Origin of the sequence: Paenibacillus sp. FSL H7-0716 (assembly GCF_038002705.1) — a bacterium.
Lineage (GTDB): Bacteria > Bacillota > Bacilli > Paenibacillales > Paenibacillaceae > Paenibacillus_AQ > Paenibacillus_AQ odorifer.
Map to the genome: position 1 here is coordinate 1 of NZ_JBBODA010000034.1, position 18588 is coordinate 18588.

Annotated in this window: 18 protein-coding genes; all 18 read right to left on the reverse strand. The window is 45.7% G+C overall.

Going from position 1 to position 18588, the window contains the following annotated elements:
* Window positions 1-130: 130 nt before the first annotated feature.
* The 18 genes from lysS to ftsH all read right to left on the reverse strand — a co-directional run bounded on the left by lysS (window position 131) and on the right by ftsH (window position 18510).
* The gene (gene lysS, locus MHH60_RS27475; RefSeq protein WP_038573979.1) at window positions 131-1648 is read right to left on the reverse strand and encodes a lysine--tRNA ligase; all 1518 of its coding nucleotides are present in this window, start codon (window positions 1646-1648) and stop codon (window positions 131-133) included.
* A gap of 248 nt (window positions 1649-1896) precedes the next feature.
* Entirely contained in the window at window positions 1897-2376 is a 480-nt protein-coding gene (greA, locus tag MHH60_RS27480) for a transcription elongation factor GreA (protein ID WP_036678719.1), read from the reverse strand.
* Between the two features lie 201 nt (window positions 2377-2577).
* Window positions 2578-3594 (reverse strand): tRNA dihydrouridine synthase DusB, encoded by a 1017-nt coding sequence (gene dusB, locus MHH60_RS27485; RefSeq protein ID WP_076130084.1) that lies wholly within the window; start codon window positions 3592-3594, stop codon window positions 2578-2580.
* A 33-nt stretch (window positions 3595-3627) separates the two neighbouring features.
* Window positions 3628-3837 carry a helix-turn-helix domain-containing protein gene (locus MHH60_RS27490; RefSeq protein WP_076099929.1) on the reverse strand — a complete coding sequence of 70 codons (210 nt, stop codon included), beginning with the start codon at window positions 3835-3837 and terminating at the stop codon, window positions 3628-3630.
* Window positions 3789-4340, reverse strand: coding sequence for a 2-amino-4-hydroxy-6-hydroxymethyldihydropteridine diphosphokinase (gene folK / locus MHH60_RS27495; RefSeq protein ID WP_036678725.1), 552 nt, complete (start codon window positions 4338-4340; stop codon window positions 3789-3791). Before folK ends, MHH60_RS27490 begins: the two co-directional genes overlap by 49 nt.
* Window positions 4341-4351: 11 nt before the next feature.
* Window positions 4352-4714, reverse strand: a complete 363-nt coding sequence (gene folB, locus MHH60_RS27500) for a dihydroneopterin aldolase (RefSeq protein WP_076138480.1) — start codon at window positions 4712-4714, stop codon at window positions 4352-4354.
* Window positions 4715-4744: 30 nt separating this feature from the next.
* Window positions 4745-5602 carry a dihydropteroate synthase gene (gene folP, locus MHH60_RS27505; RefSeq protein ID WP_076138481.1) on the reverse strand — a complete coding sequence of 286 codons (858 nt, stop codon included), beginning with the start codon at window positions 5600-5602 and terminating at the stop codon, window positions 4745-4747.
* Window positions 5599-6480, reverse strand: coding sequence for an aminodeoxychorismate lyase (gene pabC, locus MHH60_RS27510; protein WP_076138482.1), 882 nt, complete (start codon window positions 6478-6480; stop codon window positions 5599-5601). The genes folP and pabC overlap by 4 nt, the downstream gene beginning before the upstream one ends.
* Window positions 6477-7058 (reverse strand): aminodeoxychorismate/anthranilate synthase component II, encoded by a 582-nt coding sequence (pabA, locus tag MHH60_RS27515; RefSeq protein ID WP_036678733.1) that lies wholly within the window; start codon window positions 7056-7058, stop codon window positions 6477-6479. The genes pabC and pabA overlap by 4 nt, the downstream gene beginning before the upstream one ends.
* Window positions 7055-8605 (reverse strand): anthranilate synthase component I family protein, encoded by a 1551-nt coding sequence (locus MHH60_RS27520; protein ID WP_415624290.1) that lies wholly within the window; start codon window positions 8603-8605, stop codon window positions 7055-7057. Before MHH60_RS27520 ends, pabA begins: the two co-directional genes overlap by 4 nt.
* 401 nt (window positions 8606-9006) lie before the next feature.
* On the reverse strand, window positions 9007-9945 hold the full coding sequence (gene cysK, locus MHH60_RS27525) for a cysteine synthase A (protein ID WP_036678737.1): 939 nt from the start codon (window positions 9943-9945) through the stop codon (window positions 9007-9009).
* A gap of 141 nt (window positions 9946-10086) precedes the next feature.
* Complete coding sequence (locus MHH60_RS27530) at window positions 10087-11031, reverse strand: peptidylprolyl isomerase (RefSeq protein ID WP_081389179.1); 945 nt, start codon at window positions 11029-11031, stop codon at window positions 10087-10089.
* 9 nt (window positions 11032-11040) lie between these two features.
* Entirely contained in the window at window positions 11041-11925 is an 885-nt protein-coding gene (hslO, locus tag MHH60_RS27535) for an Hsp33 family molecular chaperone HslO (protein ID WP_036678742.1), read from the reverse strand.
* 47 nt (window positions 11926-11972) lie between these two features.
* Window positions 11973-12740 (reverse strand): type III pantothenate kinase, encoded by a 768-nt coding sequence (locus MHH60_RS27540; RefSeq protein WP_036678745.1) that lies wholly within the window; start codon window positions 12738-12740, stop codon window positions 11973-11975.
* Window positions 12737-13612 (reverse strand): carboxylating nicotinate-nucleotide diphosphorylase, encoded by an 876-nt coding sequence (gene nadC, locus MHH60_RS27545; protein ID WP_076138485.1) that lies wholly within the window; start codon window positions 13610-13612, stop codon window positions 12737-12739. The genes MHH60_RS27540 and nadC overlap by 4 nt, the downstream gene beginning before the upstream one ends.
* The gene (nadB, locus tag MHH60_RS27550; RefSeq protein WP_076130078.1) at window positions 13602-15218 is read right to left on the reverse strand and encodes an L-aspartate oxidase; all 1617 of its coding nucleotides are present in this window, start codon (window positions 15216-15218) and stop codon (window positions 13602-13604) included. Before nadB ends, nadC begins: the two co-directional genes overlap by 11 nt.
* Window positions 15219-15257: 39 nt before the next feature.
* Window positions 15258-16196: a quinolinate synthase NadA gene (nadA, locus tag MHH60_RS27555; protein ID WP_036678753.1), complete on the reverse strand. Its 939-nt coding sequence runs from the start codon at window positions 16194-16196 to the stop codon at window positions 15258-15260.
* A gap of 259 nt (window positions 16197-16455) precedes the next feature.
* Window positions 16456-18510, reverse strand: a complete 2055-nt coding sequence (ftsH, locus tag MHH60_RS27560) for an ATP-dependent zinc metalloprotease FtsH (protein ID WP_076138486.1) — start codon at window positions 18508-18510, stop codon at window positions 16456-16458.
* Window positions 18511-18588 lie beyond the last annotated feature (78 nt).

Genomic DNA, 18588 nt, shown 5'->3' on the forward strand with positions numbered 1-18588 from the left:
AGTTTTTTTGAAACTAATATTAAATCTCTACATTCTATAGGAGCAATGAAGTAAAAGCACTGCTTCTAATCAACAGTAGCTGAGAGAACTGCCCTTAGACAGCTCCCTTAAGCCCTGTGTTGTATAGATACTATTCAGTACGGTTACGCATATGTGGAAACAGCAATACATCGCGAATTGATGCAGAATTGGTAAGCAGCATGATCAAACGGTCTACACCGATTCCCAGTCCGCCAGTAGGCGGCATACCATATTCCAGGGCGCGGATGAAATCATCATCCATCTCATGAGCTTCGTCATTACCTTGCTCTTTCTCCTGGATCTGTGCCTCAAAGCGTTGACGTTGGTCAATCGGATCATTCAATTCACTAAATGCATTAGCGTGCTCACGACCTACAATAAACAGCTCAAAACGATCGGTAAAGCGTGGATCCTCATCGTTTTTCTTCGCAAGTGGTGAAATTTCAACAGGGTGTCCCATTACAAAGGTTGGCTGAATTAGCGTTTCCTCTACAAATTGCTCGAAGAAAGCGTTAAGGATATGACCGAACGTCATATGTTTCTCAACAGGCACACGATGTTCTTTTGCCAAAGCTTGTGCTTCGTCATCTGTCATGTGAACGCTGAAATCAACACCGGTTACTTCTTTAACAGCATCAACCATAGTTACACGACGCCATCCTGGAGACAGATTTACCTCTTTGCCTTGGTAATCCAGCAGTTGTGTACCTAATACCTCTTGGGCAATATGTGCAATCATATTCTCCGTGAGATTCATGATGTCCTTGTAGTCAGCATAAGCTTCGTACAACTCAATCATAGTGAACTCTGGATTATGACGGGTCGACATTCCCTCGTTACGGTAAACACGGCCGATTTCGTACACTTTTTCCAAACCGCCAACAATAAGGCGTTTCAAGTGAAGCTCGATAGCAATCCGCATATACAGCTGCATTTCAAGTGTGTTGTGGTAAGTAATAAACGGACGCGCAGCTGCTCCGCCGGCGATCGTATGAAGTGTAGGTGTTTCAACTTCAAGATAACCAAGTGAATCCAAATAGCGACGCATCGATTGAATAATTCTTGAACGGGCAATAAAGGTCTGTTGAACTTCCGGATTAATAATCAAATCAACATAGCGCTGGCGATAACGCAGTTCTACATCTTTAAGACCATGATATTTCTCAGGAAGTGGCAGCAGGGATTTGGACAAGACTTCGAGATTATGCACTTTGATGGAGGTCTCGCCTGTTTTGGTTTTGAATACTGTTCCACGAACGCCGATAATATCTCCCAGATCGAGAACATTAAACGCCGCGTATTGAGTTTCAGGAATGCTGTCTTGACGAACATAAAGCTGAATTCTTCCGCTAAGGTCCTGGATATGCGCAAAGCTGGCTTTTCCCATAACGCGTTTTGCCATAATACGTCCAGCAATGCTCACTTCAACAGAAAGCTCGTCCAATTCCTCTTTGGAAAGTCCATCATACTTAGCTACGATATCGCCAGCGTTAGCTGTGCGCTCGTATTTTTTGCCGAAAGGATCAATACCAAGTCCTCTTAGCTCGTCCAGTTTGGCACGGCGGATCTGCAAAAGCTCACTAAGTTCGTTCTCTGCATTGTCCACATTGTTCATTTCCTCGGTCATGCGATTCATCCCCTTATAACTCAGTAATATCATATACACAAGAAGAAACGGCTCCGTCTCCATAGTTAGAGGACAGTCCCGTTCCAGCTCAAAATATAAGCAGTTTGTTTTACCTATCGTTTCTGGATGATTTGAAAAAAGCTTCCCTAAGGAAGCTTTCCCAAACATGTTCCCTTATCTACCTATGTACAGTGAAATGACTAATACATATGGCAGCACATCTATTTACAGACATTAAGGTCTGTATATTACTTCATTCTGATATCGAGAATTTTATATTGAATAACTCCTGCAGGTGTAGAAACATCAACAACCGTACCTATTTTTTTCCCGATAATAGCTTTGCCTACCGGACTTTCGTTGGAAATCTTGTTATTCAGTGGATCAGACTCTGCTGTACCTACGATCGTATACTCCATAGTGTCCCCATATTCCAAATCCTCGACACTTACAGTAACACCAATACTTACTACGTCAGTAACGATCTCGTCGCTATTGATGATACGCGCGTTGCGAAGCATCTTCTCCAAAGTGAGAACGCGTCCTTCGATAAAAGCTTGCTCATTCTTCGCGTCTTCATACTCCGAGTTCTCACTGATATCTCCGTAGCCAATCGCTACCTTAATCCGTTCAGCAACCTCACGGCGTTTTACGGATTTGAGGGTCTCCAGCTCATCTTCCAGACGTTTTAGCCCGTCCGGCGTAAGGATGACTTCTTTATCGCTCATCTCAACCGATTCTCCTGTCGTATACAATTATTGAAAACACCATACTATATGCTAATCTAGAAGGATAAGAACCCTCCCTGCTGCATTGCTCTTACTGTAACGGCGATTTTATACTGTGAAATTATATTGGAACCGCTACAAAATGTCAATGACACCACATATAAAGTCAGATGTGTTCAAATATCAGCAGAAAAAAGGCGATTATACAGCAGAAGAAGACATCTCAATGCCCTTGCTCTCTTCTTCATGCTTTAATTGAACGACAAAATCATTCAATATCCTCACCATTCCATCGCGTTTTGTTTCTGTCATGAGAACATCCTTCACTCTAGCGGCAGCCTTCAAGCCTTTTAAGTACCAAGCCATATGCTTACGCATCTCACGAACAGCTACAGCTTCTCCCTTAAGAGCTACCAGACGATCCATATGAAGAATAGCAACCTTAATCTTCTCATCCAACCCAGGTTCAGGCATAAGCTCGCCGGTGCTCAAATATTGAATGGTACGATACAACATCCAAGGATTACCGAGTGCTCCACGCCCGATCATTACACCATCGCAGCCAGTCTGATCCAACATAGCCCGAGCATCTTCTGGTGTATTAACATCCCCGTTGCCGATAACGGGAATGGAAACTGCTTCTTTTGCCATCTTGATATAGTTCCAGTCCGCATGGCCTGTGTAAAGCTGCTCCCGGGTACGACCGTGTACGCTGACAGCCTTACCGCCGGCACGTTCAACCGCACGCGCATTATCTTCGACAAAAATATGCTCGCTATCCCAGCCAATCCGCATTTTCACGGTTACCGGTTTATCGACAACATCGACAACCGCAGAGACCATTTCATAGATTTTGTCGGGATTCAAAAGCCAGCGGGCTCCCGCATCACATTTAGTCACTTTTGGGACTGGGCATCCCATATTGATATCGATAATATCAGCATTGGTTTCTTTATCAACGACTTTAGCTGCTTGCACCAGTGATGCTCTATCCCCGCCAAAAATCTGCAAACTAAGCGGTTTCTCCCGTTCATCTACAAACAACATTTCGCGAGTACGTGTATTTCCGTGAATAATGGCCTTATCGCTTACCATTTCCGCACAGACCAGACCTGTACCAAATTCCTTAGCGATCAGACGAAAAGCCGGATTGCACACGCCAGCCATAGGTGCCAGAACAACCTGATTTTTCATCTCAATATCGCCAATCTTCAGCATTCGTATCACTTCCCGCCTTCTAATTCTTGGTAATTATGAGTTGGGATCCACAAGCTCTTCTGTTGTAACCCCTAGAACATTCGCAATTTTATCTAAAATTTGATCTTCTAACCGTCTGTTACCCCTCTCGACTGCACCAAGCACAGCCAAGGAAATTCCGGCAAGATCCGCAAGATCCTGTTGAGTATACCCTTTTAGCTTACGGAATGCCCTGACCCTCCGTCCCAAACGCTTGTTGTCCACAACCGAATTCCTTCCTTCCCGTCTATGTCTTGAAGCGCTGCTGTGATCAGCTTGCGAAGTCCGGAAGATTGTTCATTCTGTGGAACGATGTCACTGAGCGGAAACAATACAAAAGCACGCTCTAACATGCGTGGATGCGGTAACGTTAAATGTGGTGTATCAAGCACCTGACCCTCAACCCACAACAAATCCAAATCTACCGTTCTCGGACCATAGCGGATATCCCGGATACGACCCAACTGCGTTTCAATCCCCAACATCACTTCCAGCAAGGACTCGGGCGCAAGTGTGGTTCGCAAAGCTGCTGCCATATTGAGAAACTGCGGCTGATCTAAATAACCTACTGGCTCTGTCTCGTAAACTTTGGAGCAGCGGACCACCGATATTTCATCATGAGCGTCCAGTCTGTTCAAAGCCTCTGACAGTGTGCCCTCGCGGTCACCCAAATTAGCCCCTAAAGCAATATAAGCCTCTGATTCTTCAGAGGTGGAATGTATATTCATGGACCTTGTTCTCACTTTCTAGTTCTGCGCAGCTCTACAGTCACTCCCTGAAAATGAATGTCGAAAGGCGGATGAGGTTTAGTTACCTTAACCGTTACTGCATTGATAACAGTATAAGTGTCCAGTACGGAGGATGCAATATATTCTGCCAAAGCTTCAATCAACTTAAAAGACTTTATTTCGACAATGTTTTTGACTAATTCATGAACTTCAGCATAATTCACAGTTTGATTCAAATCATCATTCAAGCCCGCGCCCTGCAAATCAAGCTCAAGCTCTAAATCAATGTAAAAACGTTGCCCCAGCTTACGTTCTTCCTCAAATACACCGTGGTATCCGTAATATTCCATGCGATGCATTGTCATTTTATCCATGATTAATCCGCCCTTTTTCGTAAAATATAGCTATTCACGCACCACTGGAGGTGCAGCATACAACATCGCATCACACATCTTAACCGTTCGTTTAATCAGAGATACATCATGTACACGTACGATCTGGCAACCCTGAGCAATACCAAAGGCTACTGTAGCTGCAGTGCCTTCCACAACATCATCAGACGGCAAATCAAGTACCGTGCGGATGAATTTTTTGCGGGATGTCGCCAGTAACAACGGATAGCCTAACTCAGTCAACCCGTCTAAAAGCATCATTGCCTGCAGGTTTTCATTATAATCCTTAGCAAAGCCGATACCTGGATCCAATATGATATTGGCCGGCTTAACACCTGCGGCTAACGCAAGATCAATACTTTCTTTAAGATCAGCCGACATATCCGCGCTCAGATTCGTATAATTACGGTCCTGCCGGTTATGCATCAAAATAATAGGACAGTCAGCAGCAGCGGCCACTGCCGCCATTTCCGGATCAGCCTTACAACCCCATATGTCATTAATGATATGGGCACCCGCAGCTATAGCTTGGCGGGCTACTTCAGCTTTATAGGTATCGATGGATAACGGAAGATGAGGTGCCGCCTTATGAATACTCTCGATCACAGGCAATACACGGGCTAACTCCTCTTCAAGTCCCACCGGTTGATGACCAGGACGAGTAGATTCACCGCCGATATCAATAATATCAGCACCCTCTGCAGCCATACGCAGCGCATGCTCAACGGCTTTGTCCGGATGATCCCAAAGTCCTCCATCTGAAAAAGAATCAGGGGTAACATTAAGGATGCCCATAATCAATGTTTGATTTCCTAACTCCAAGTCTGTATTTCCACAACGGTATGTCCGCTTAAAGAGGACTGGTCTCATTTCGCAATCGCCGTCCTATCTCTATATGATGAAATCAAGCCAGCAGTAATTGTTCCACACTGGCCAGTACCTATAGTAAATCTTGCATCTCCGTGCCACATCCCGGTAACAGGAACGATTTCTTGTACGGAATTGGTAAGAAACACTTCATCAGCAGCTTTCAACTGCTCCCAGTGATATGTTCCTTCTTCAACACTAAGGCCTGCACTAAGAGCCAGCTCCAGCACCATTTCCCGGGTAATTCCCGGAAGAATGCCTGTTGTGAGATCTGGGGTATAGAGCCTGTTGTTTTTTATAAAAAAGATGTTGCTGACAATGCCCTCCGCAATAAATTCTTCTGCCGTCAGCATTAGTCCTTCAGCACCATTTGCCGCAGAAGCATACCCTCTAAGCTCACGCTTAGCCAGAATGTTATTCATATAATGCAGCGACTTGAATCGCACCGTTCCCTCAGGAGTATTACGCCGCAAGGACAACAGCTGCAGCTCTTTGCCTTCACTGTAGAGTTTATCTGGTACTTTCGGCAGCGCTTTGATGTACAACAAATGATTGGGCTTTTGATAATCATCAGCAGGTAATCCGAGAATATCCTCACCGGCTGTTACGGTATAGCGTATATAAGCTTCTTTTAATTCATTTTTGTCCATAACGCGCTTAATCCAGTCAAGCAGATGTGCCGCTTCTGCCTCAAATGGAATGCCCAGTTCCTTGCACCCCTCTGCCATACGCTTCAAATGACGCTCCAGCAAAAAGGGAACTCCCTCATAGGTCCGGAAGGTTTCGAACAAGCCAATACCGTACAAAAAGCCGTGATCCAAGGCAGAAACCACGGCTTCTCGGGCGTCAATGACACCATTGTTAAATCCTATATATTTCATGCCGTTTCTCCGGCTCTCCGTTTCAAGAAATTACGCAGCATCGTATGACCATGATCCGTAATAATAGATTCCGGGTGGAACTGTACACCTTCAATAGGGTATTCTTTATGGCGCAATGCCATAATCTCCCCTTCTTCAGTCTCAGCCGTAATCTCCAAGCAATCTGGGAGACTCTCCCGCTCTACAATCAGTGAATGATATCGAGTAGCTGTAAATGGAGACTCCAGACCTTCAAAAACTGAGGTCCCGTTATGGTAAATAGGCGATGTCTTCCCATGCATCAAACGCTCAGCACGGATGACATTGCCACCAAATGCTTGTCCAATCGCTTGATGTCCAAGGCATACGCCGAAGATCGGTATGATTCCCTTGAAATGATGCAATAATTCCAGACTAATTCCCGCTTCATTTGGCGTACATGGGCCTGGTGAAATTAGAATATGGTCAGGTGCCAGCTTTTCAATCTCTTCGATGGTAATTTCATCATTGCGGTGCACTTTAACCTCTTCCCCAAGCTCACCTAAATACTGTACGAGGTTATACGTAAAGGAATCATAATTATCGATGACCAAGATCACAGTGCTACTCCCCCTTCGGCTCCGCTGGTAGCAGGCAATTCCTGCTGCAGTTCACTACAGAGTACTGCCTTCACTACCGCTTTGGCTTTATTATGGCATTCACGGTATTCACGGTAGGGATCAGAATCGATCACTATGCCGGCACCTGTCTGAATATATCCGACCCCGTCTTTTACGGCCAGCGTTCTTATAATAATATTTAATTCCATATTGCCGTTATAGTCAATAAAACCCATCGATCCTGTATAGGGCCCACGTCGAACCGGCTCCAATTCTTCAATAATCTCCATTGTCCTTACCTTGGGAGCCCCTGTAATAGTCCCCCCGGGGAATAAAGCTGCGATAACCGCATACGCGTCTTTATCCGGCGCAATCTGGCCCTCTACCTGCGAAACGAGATGCATCACATGAGAGTAGCGCTCCACCGTCATCAGCTCCGGCACGCTGACGGAACCGTATGCAGCGACACGTCCGATGTCGTTGCGTTCCAGATCGACAAGCATGATATGCTCGGCGATCTCTTTTTCGCTCCCGCGAAGCTCCGCCTCCATGGCAGCATCCTCCGCGGGAGTGAGTCCCCGGCGCCGGGTACCGGCGATTGGCCGGGCGCTCACTTTGTCCCCGTGCAGCTTGACGAGCAGCTCTGGTGAGGCGCTGGACAGCGCGAAGCCGGGCGACCGCAGGAGCCCCATGTACGGGGACGGGTTGAGCTTGCGCAGCCACTCGTAAACATCCTCCGGCGAGGACTTCAGCTGCGCCTCCTGGCGCAGCGAGAGGTTCACTTGGAAGACATCGCCTTGGCGGATGTATTCCTGAACGTCCAGCACTGCCTGCTGAAACTTCTCAGGCGAGAAAGCCGAAGCCATGCCCGGCCACTCTCCTGATGAAACTGTAAGGGCCTCAATACTGCCCACAGCCTCATCATCCAATCCTGCAGCTGAAGATATCAGCTGCCACTGCTCTACCATTTGTCCAGCCTGTTCTATACTGCCAAGATAAAGATTTTGCAGATCCTCCATCCCACAGTCTGCTGGAACTGGTACGTGAACAGCACAATACAGCACATGCTCTTCGTGATCATAAATCCATATCTCGTCAAACCTCATAAAAAGATAATCAGGAAAACCAGGATCATCTTGGGCAAGAGACGGCAATCGTTCCAAAGAACGAACCACATCAAAACCAAGGAATCCAATACATCCACCAGTGAAAGGAGGAACATCTTCATCCTTTAACTTAGGCGACGTAAAATTCGACATCCATTGCTGCAGTAGCTCCAGTGGTTGTCCATGCAGTGTTGTTGCCTCAGGTATCCTCTCCTCGTCCACTGATGCTGATTCCAAAGATTCAGTAGGGAAGATAAATACTTCGGCATTATTCTCCTTGCCCTTCAATATCGAAACAGGATTCAAGCCCAAGTACGTATAACGGCCACCCTTACCACTTTCTAAAACTACAGAATACTGGGAAGCTAACTCCCAGGCTTTCTCCCAGGACGCGGGTAATTCGTTGGTGCACCGGGGGGATTTTATAATCAAGGGAAACATGCTCCAGTCTTCAGCAGCCCATTGTTCCCACTCGTTCCAGGTTGTTATGATTTCCAAAGCCATCCTCCTAAAAGTTTTGTCTAGCATCATCTTACAGTTTAATCTTCGGGACAAAACTCGCTTCGTAAGCATATGCTTAGTTTTGTCCAATCATCAGTAGTATATTGCCTGTCAGTATACTTTACTTAAGGCATTATTGAAAAGCCCTCAGCGATAGGAAATTATTATGATTTTTGCGTTTTCTGCAAAAACCAGAGCTTTTTCCAACAATAATAAAATCACCACGTCTAGCCTACCATATATCCACAGTACCTAATGCCTTTTAAATCAACGAAAAGAGTCTCCATCACCACCAAAAAAGTGGTATGAAGACTCTTATAGATTTACGTTATTGCAAACAATTACGCTTCGAAATTGTAAAGTGGTGTGCTCAGGTAACGTTCGCCGTTACTTGGGATAATGACTACTACTTTTTTGCCAGGGCCTAAATCTTTGGCTACTTTAAGTGCGGCAAATACAGCAGCACCTGAAGAAATACCAGACAAGACGCCTTCTTCTTTAGCTACACGACGTGCAGTTTCGAAAGCTTCATCATTCTCAACGTGGATGATTTCATCATAGATATCTTGGTTCAAAATCTCAGGGATGAAGTTAGCTCCGATACCCTGGATTTTGTGAGGGCCTGGTTTGCCTCCAGCCAAGATTGGGGAAGCAGCAGGCTCCACAGCATAGATCTTAATATCAGGATATTGGCTTTTCAGCACTTCACCCGCACCAGTGATCGTTCCGCCTGTTCCGATACCTGCAATAAAAGCATCCAAAGGACCGCCGATGGATTCAATAGCGTCAATAATTTCAGGTCCAGTAGTCTCACGGTGAATCTTCACGTTCGCTTTATTCTTGAATTGCTCGGATGGGAAATAGCTTGGGTTCTCTTTCAGAATTTCGTCTGCTTTCTTAACCGCACCATTCATACCTTCCGATCCTGGGGTCAGCACCAATTCCGCTCCATATGCGCGAAGGAGATTACGGCGCTCCAAGCTCATTGTTTCCGGCATTACGATAACTGCTTTATAACCTTTAGCAGCAGCTACAAGTGCCAGGCCGATACCAGTGTTACCACTAGTAGCTTCTACAATCGTACCTCCCGGTTTCAGTAGACCTTCACGCTCAGCTTCTTCCACAATGCTGATTGCAATCCGGTCTTTCACGCTTGACCCCGGGTTCTGATATTCCAATTTCAAATAAATATCTGCGGAGCCTTCCTGTGCCAGACGATTCAAACGAACGAGCGGAGTACCTCCGATCAATTCTGTTACGTTGTTAACGACTTTAGCCATGAGCAAAAACCTCCTTAGAATGATAAATGCGATATAAGAACGTAAATTATGACTTTATGCTTCTGTGTATGGAGTTTAAATTGTTGACCACCGTCAGTTATTTCCGACTAAAACGGTAGGGTTTACGTTAATATCATATTATCAATCTTGCAGGCTGTTGTCAATATTTATTGATACCTCATATTTATTGCGTAAATCGCTTTCCACCTGCTGCAAGGGAGGGGCTTGCTCCAAAGCCAGCTCTTGACGTACAAGCGCCCGAATTTCTTTCTGATCCGGCATTTCTGGAGAGTGAATACTCTCCAAGCGGATAATGGCGAAGTCTTCCCCTGTCTCGATCGGACCGGCTATATCACCCACATCCAATCCAGCGGCAGTCTTTAACATTCCCTCTGGCCAAAAAGGGTTGTCTTCCTCTACTTTACCTAAGCTGCCTCCGTGCTGCCGACTCTCATCATCAATAGACACTTCTCTAGCCAAATCAGCAAAATTCTCACCCTGTTCCAAGCGATCCATTACCTGCTGACCTTCCTCATAGGATGAAACCTTGATCATAGAGAGCTGCATTTCCTTTTTTGGAATGAAGCGCTCGGCATTTTGATCTAAATAAGCATCTATATCAGCATCACTGATTGTAATGCCTTCCGTGGCTATCGCTTGTAAGGACAGACGATAAGCTGTCTCTGCGAACACTTCCTGACGAGATAATCCGAGCTGAGATTGCATTTGAGCATAATATTGCGCTTCTGATTCGTACCCAACTATAGTGCGTGCCAGTTCCTGCTTAACCTCATCGTCTGTCACGGTAATTCCTAAAGCCTTAGCTTCCATGTTCACGACAATATGGTTAAGCATACTGATTAACACTTCTTCTCCATGCTTTTTTTTGAGCTCATCCATCCACTGCTGATCCGTTATCGGTTGTCCGCCTGCAGTCGCTACATCCGGTGATTCATTGTCTGTTGTATCTCCTTTAAGAAGGGCCATGGCGCGCAAACTCCAGAATAATAGACCCCCGAGCATTAAAGTTGCAACAGCTAGAATAATAACCGTATTGCGAAGTGCGCGTTCCTGTCTCGTCATCATCCCAATGCCCTACGAATTCGCTTGTTCTAAAATGACCTGTAAATCGTCCTTATTGAAAACATAAGCCTCATTGCAAAAATGGCATACGACTTCAGCCTGTTCATCCTCTGCAATTAATCTCTCCAGTTCATCCCGCCCTAAGCTAACCAATGTCTGCTCTACCCGCTCACGCGAACACTGACAAGCAAAGTTAATGTCCAGTTCATCCATAACCACTGCATCCGGCAACAGGTATCGCAGCATTTCTTCTGGCTCCAGCCCCTGATCGAGAAGTGCTGTTACAGAGGGCATCGCCCCTACAGCTTTTTCAATCTCTGTGATCTCCGCATCAGTCAGACCAGGAAGAAGCTGAACAATAAACCCTCCAGCCACAATTACCGACTCATCGGTATCTACCAACACACCTAGGCCAACCGCAGCTGGAGTTTGCTCAGAAACCGCAAAATAATAAGTAAAATCATCACCAAGCTCCCCGGAAATAATAGGAATACTACCGCGGTATGGCTCTTTCATGCCTAAATCTTTTATAACATCAATGAACCCTTCAGTTCCAACCGCTCCAGCTACATCCAATTTCCCCATGCTATTGCTCGGTAAATGAATGTGCGGATTATGCACATAACCACGCACTTCTCCCAATGCATTGGATTCTGCAACGATTTGTCCGATTGGTCCATTCCCTTTAACCATAATACTCAGCTTCTCACTACCCTTGAGCATAGCGCCCATCATGGCTGCAGCGGTAACTGTACGTCCCATTGCGGCTGTAGCCGTTGGATACGTATCGTGTCTGCGTCTCAGTTCTTCAACCAATTCAGTTGTGCGGACAGCAAACGCTCTCACCTTACCATTAAGAGCCGTGCCGCGGATTAGTCGATCCTTCTTTTTTTCCATTGGGTGCATAGCCCTCCTATCTCTTCGCCTTTTAGGCTTCTTTATCTTTATTGGTTACGATCGTAAATAATTCTTAATCCTTCTAGCGTTAACATAGGATTTACTTCATCGATACAGTCTGTTTCACCCGCAATTAGCGAGGCGAGGCCTCCGGTCGAAATAACCTTCAGTTCGGGAGCGTTCATCTCGACTTTAATTCGTTTAACAATACCCTCGACCTGACCCGCATAGCCAAAAATAATCCCGGCCTGCATCGCGTGCACCGTATTACGTCCGATGACCTTTTTAGGCTTCTCCAATTCAATTCGCGGCAGCTTAGATGCCCGCTGGTATAATGCCTCCGTTGAAATGCCTAGACCGGGCACAATTGCGCCACCAAGATAATTAGCACCTGCATCAATGCAATCAAAAGTCGTAGCCGTACCAAAATCAACAACGACAAGTGGACATTTATATTGTTCAATCGCAGCAACTGCATTAACAATCCGGTCTGCGCCAATTTCACGCGGATTCTCATAACGTAAGTTAAGCCCCGTCTTAATCCCTGGTCCAACAATCAATGGGTCTTTCCCTATATATTTAATACACATATCCTCAATAGTCTTAACCAGTGGCGGAACAACCGAAGATATAATTACACCTTCAACGTCTTTGACAGATATACCTGACATGTGAAAAAGATTGTGTATCATTACTCCATATTCATCCACGGTCGATTGGCGCGCAGTACTCAGCCGAAAATGATGCAGCAATTCGCGTTTTCTATATACACCAAGAACAATATTGGTATTACCGATATCGACAGCAAGCATCATGACAAAGGCCCTTCCTTCTTGGCATTAAGGTCTAGACTGATATCCAGACTGGAGAAGGAGTACGTAAGGCGCCCGACAGAAATCACATCCACGCCCGTTTCGGCAATCCCGCGTACGGTTTCTAACGATACATTTCCAGAAGCCTCTGTCTTAACATGCGGAGCTTTGGATTTAATCCTAGCCACGGCTTGCTTCATCATATCGTTAGACATGTTATCGAGCATTATAATATCAGCACCTGCTGCCAGCGCCTCTTCGACTTGCTCTAAATTCTCGGTCTCCACTTCGATGCTCATCGTATGCGGGATGTTCTTCCGGGCACGACCTACAGCCTGCCGAATACCACCCGCGCCTTTGATATGATTATCCTTGATCATAACTGCATCATATAAACCAAAACGGTGATTAAAGCCTCCACCAATACGAACAGCATATTTCTCCAGCATCCGGTGACCTGGTGTTGTCTTACGTGTGTCCACTAGACGAGTTGGTAATCCCTCCAACACCTGCACGAAAGAAGCTGTTCGTGATGCCACACCTGAAAGACGCTGCATCAAGTTAAGCGCAAGCCGCTCACCTGTTAGAATCGCATGGGTGCTGCCCTCAACCTCAATAATTACAGTTCCCTTGGTTACAGCTTGGCCTTCTTCGACAAGGGCTGTAAAACTAAGCGCCGGATCCACAATTTCAAAAACCAGCTCTGCAATTGGAATGCCACAAATTATCCCGTCTTCCTTGGCATGAATAATCCCTTTGGACTCATGGCCCACTGGAATCGTCATCTGCGTGGTTACATCTCCGGAACCAACATCTTCCCGCAACCAGGCCTTGATAGATTGTACTAGTTCTTCATTGTAACCATTAAACATCATCGCTTAATTCCTCCACTATTCCCAGTTCGCGAATTTGAAGCAGGTGCTTACGCCACTGATCATCATCCCGCTGCGGATAATCCTCACGGTAATGCGCCCCACGGCTCTCCTCCCGTGCCAGAGCAGACTCTGTCACAAGCAAACAGCAGGTCAGCATATTAGCAAATTCATATTCCTCACGTTTGGACAAAGCTGATCCAAAGATGGGCAGCTGTCGTTTTAATTCATCTAGTCCTTTAAGTAACATCTCTTCGTTACGACGCAGTCCGGCATATCGAACCATTACCTTCTGTAGCTTCAAACGACGTTCCACAATAGCTTGAGTTGGCGAATCTACACGGCCCTCGTTACTGTTAACCGATAAAACATCACGGTCCAGCGGAGAAAGCTCATGAATCCGATCAATAATACGCTGTCCAAATACAATGGCCTCAGATAAAGAATTACTAGCTAAACGGTTAGCGCCATGCAGACCTGTGGAGGAAACCTCTCCGCAAGCAAACAGACGCGGGATGGTGCTCTCTCCATTCAGATCGGTCTTAATCCCCCCCATCATATAATGCGCAGCAGGAGCCACTGGAATCCAATCACTTGTAATATCCAGTCCATAGCCCATACATGTCTCATATATTGTGGGAAACCGATGCTTCACCATCTCTGGAGATTCATGTGTAATATCCAAATAAACGAACGTTGATTTAGTATGTTCCATTTCACTTACAATGGCTCGTGCTACAATATCCCGCGGGGCTAGCTCAAGCAGGTCATGATAACGTTCCATGAACCGCTCTCCATTAATATTGCGCAAGACTGCTCCTTCCCCACGCACAGCTTCGGAGATTAAAAATCTAGGAGCTCCTGGGTAACTAAGTGCTGTAGGATGAAATTGAATAAATTCCATATCTCGTATATGAGCCCCAGCACGATAGGCGATCGCTACACCATCTCCTGTAGCTACCTCTGGGTTGGTAGTGTATCGATATAATTGTCCGGCTCCACCAGAGCACAAAATGGTCGCATCCCCTTGCAGGAACAATCGTCCACCACCGGGCCGCTGCAATAATGCGCCTACACATTCTCCACCTTCAGTGATGAGATCGATAACATAATGATCATCCCAGACCTCGATATTCTCATGCTCCGCTACCTGTTCAGCCAATGCACGAACAATCTCATAACCGGTAGCATCCCCATTAGCATGCAAGATACGGCGGTGGCTGTGCGCTCCTTCCTGAGTTAAAGCCAGTACCCCATCTTCCTTATCAAACAAAGTTCCTAAGCGAATTAACTCATGAACGCCTTCCGGCCCTTCATTAACAAGTGCATCGACAGCTGTTGAAGAGCAAAGACCTGCTCCGGCCATTAAGGTATCCTGCCGGTGGTATGCAGGGGAATCATCCTCAGCTATAACAGCTGCGATCCCTCCCTGTGCATAGCGAGTATTACTTTCCATCACTGATTTCTTTGTGATCATTATGACACGCCGATCTTCACTGGCTTTAATAGCCGTGAATAGTCCGGCAATCCCTGAACCAATAACAATACAATCTGTCTTTACCGTAGGAATATCCCGAAGATCAAAATCAACCAAATATTGTGGAATCATGACCGCTTTTCACCTGTTTCAACGAAAGAGTAGCGCATGCTACCGGACTTGTAGCATGCGCTCTAGGGATGTTCTGGCTTTGTCGGCGACAGCAGGCGGTACATAGATTTGTGGCTTCATCGTCTCCAGGCATTTCACCAGTTTTTTTAGATTATTAACTTTCATATTAGGACAAACAAGAAATTTGGTAGCAAAATGGAATTCTTTATCTGGACTATCCTTACGAAGCTGATATCCGGTACCATCTTCCGTTCCAACGATAAATTGCTTACGATCCGATTTCCGGCAATACTCCAGAATTGATGTAGTGCTGCCTACATAGTCACCCATGGCCACTACTTCAGGACGGCACTCTGGATGAACTACAAATTCCGCATCTGGATATTTTGCTCTCATTTCTACTACATCTTTGACGGTCAACATGTCGTGAGTGTTGCAATAGCCTTCCCAAATAATCAGCTTCTTGCCCGTCTGATCTTGTACATATTGACCAAGATTCTTATCTGGGACCCAAATAATCTCTTCGGCGTCAAGGGATTCGATTACTTTCACAGCATTAGCAGAGGTACAACAAATATCGGTTTCTGCTTTAATCTCGGCGGACGAGTTAATATAAGTGACTACTTTAGCATTTGGATGTTGAGCTTTTAGCTTACGCAAACCGTCTACATTGACCATATCTGCCATTGGACAGCCTGCACGTTCATCAGGAATAAGGACGGTTTTGTTCGGGGCTAGAATTTTTGCACTTTCCCCCATGAAATGAACACCACAGAATACAATAACTTCCGCATCTGTCTCTGCAGCCTTCTGAGCGAGTAAAAAAGAGTCGCCCCGGAAATCGGCAACCTCCTGAATTTCATCACGTTGATAATAATGAGCTAAAATGATTGCGTTTCGTTCCTTTTTAAGCTGTTCAAGACGTATACGAAGTTCTCGATTCTGTTCCTGCTTGCGCTCAAGCGCCAGAGCTTCCACCGATTGTTCTCCCCCTTAAATCCTCGCGGCTTTTCGCCGACATGATGTTATCAAATGGCATGCGCCATCATGGTGAAAAAATGAACATGCTGATATAAATAGTAAGTAATATTAATCACTAATGTACACAACGTTCCAGCCCCTGTCAATGTAACTGGACAGGCTTTAAGGCATAGAATCCCTTAAAAATTAAAATAAAAAATCCGGAGAACAGTTACGTTCTCCGGATAAATTTACATCATATGAATGGTGAACCCAATTAGGTAAGGCTAGTGCCCCCACCTTTATTGTCATCGTCAGAACCGTCATTACCCTCAGTATCAGGGTTATTCGGGATATCCTTTGACAGGTCAGGAAGTGTGGACTGTTCATCCTCAGGCTTGCCTTGAATACGAACTCGCACATCACCGATATTGTCAATGACAGGCTCGCCAACTTCATGGGCAACACCTTCGCCAACTTCTGGTTTACCATCCTCGGAAAGGAATCCTTGTTCAATCAGTTGTGTAATCTGATCAAGCTCAAGTGTTTCTTTCTCAAGTAATGTATTGGCAATCAAGTGCATTTCTTTGGAGTGTTTGATCAACAGATCTTTACAACGTTCGTAACTCGAAGTAATAAAGTTCTGCATTTCCTGATCAATCTCATAAGCAATGGAGTCACTGTAATTCTGTTCATGCCCAATATCACGACCCAAGAATACTTGACCTTGAGAAGATCCGAACTGCATAGGTCCAAGCTTATCGCTCATACCGTACTCCATAATCATGGCACGCACGATGCGCGTAGCCTGTTGGAAGTCACTGTATGCACCCGTACCGATCTCACCAATAAACAATTCTTCGGCAACACGTCCACCAAGTAATCCAGTAACCTTATCCAAAAGCTCCTGCTTGGTAACGATCATCCGATCTTCCTTCGGAAGCATAATAACATATCCGCCTGCACGTCCGCGTGGGATAATAGTAACTTTATGCACCATATCGGCGTGCTCAAGGAAGTAACCAGCAATAGTATGGCCTGCTTCATGATAAGCTACAATACGTTTCTCGCGGTCACTGATCACACGACTGCGTTTCTCAGTACCTACGATAACACGGTCAATAGCTTCATCCACTTCAATCATGGAAATATCTTTACGGTTACGACGTGCAGCTAGCAAAGCTGCCTCATTCAGCAGATTCTCCAGATCAGCACCTGTGAATCCGGTTGTGCGTTTAGCAACAACATCCAGTCTTACATCTTTCGTAAGCGGTTTGTTACGAGCGTGAACCTTAAGTACAGCTTCACGGCCTTTCACATCAGGACGGTCAACCGTAATTTGACGGTCAAAACGTCCTGGACGAAGCAATGCCGGATCAAGTATATCAGCGCGGTTAGTCGCCGCTACAATAATAATGCCTTCGTTACCACCGAATCCATCCATCTCAACCAGCAATTGGTTAAGCGTCTGTTCACGCTCGTCATGTCCGCCACCAAGACCGGCGCCACGCTGACGACCTACAGCATCAATTTCATCAATGAAGATAATACATGGAGCATTCTTCTTAGCATTCTCGAACAAATCACGTACCCGAGAAGCACCGACACCCACGAACATTTCCACAAAGTCAGAACCGGAAATACTAAAGAAAGGAACGCCAGCTTCACCTGCTACCGCACGGGCAAGCAATGTTTTACCTGTTCCCGGAGGACCTACAAGCAATACGCCCTTAGGAATACGTGCGCCGACAGCTGCAAATTTGCGTGGATCTTTCAGGAACTCAACGACTTCGACAAGCTCTTGCTTCTCTTCGTCCGCCCCTGCAACATCCTCAAAGCTGATTTTCTTCTTCTCTTCATTATATAACCGAGCTTTGCTCTTGCCGAAATTCATGACTTTACCGCCGCCACCTTGCGCCTGGTTAAACAGGAAGAAGAACAAGATGAACATAATTACCAGTGGGATAATTGAAGAAAGGAATGTCAGCCAAATGCTGGTACCTTCCATTTTCTTCTGAGTTAATTCAATCCCATTAACATCACTGGCTTGAATCAGTTCATTGATAGCGGCATCTGTAGGAGGAATATATGTGGAGAAGCTTTTCGATTTAGTATCGGCAGGCAGCTCTCTATACTCGCCTGTGACCAGAAAGGCATTACCCTCAAACTGAACCGTCAAATCCTTCACATTGTTGTTCTTGATCTCCTGCCGTAACTCGTCGTATCTAGGGAAATCGGCGGCTTCATTTCCATTGCTCACAAACTGGACAATACCCACCACGACTAAAAATAAAATCAAATAAAAACCAGAATTCCGGATGAACCGATTCATCCCCTACCTCCTCTCACAACACTCAAGTTATTGTACCATAGCCTCTTGGGACACCTCAAATAAAGGAAGTTGTGGGTA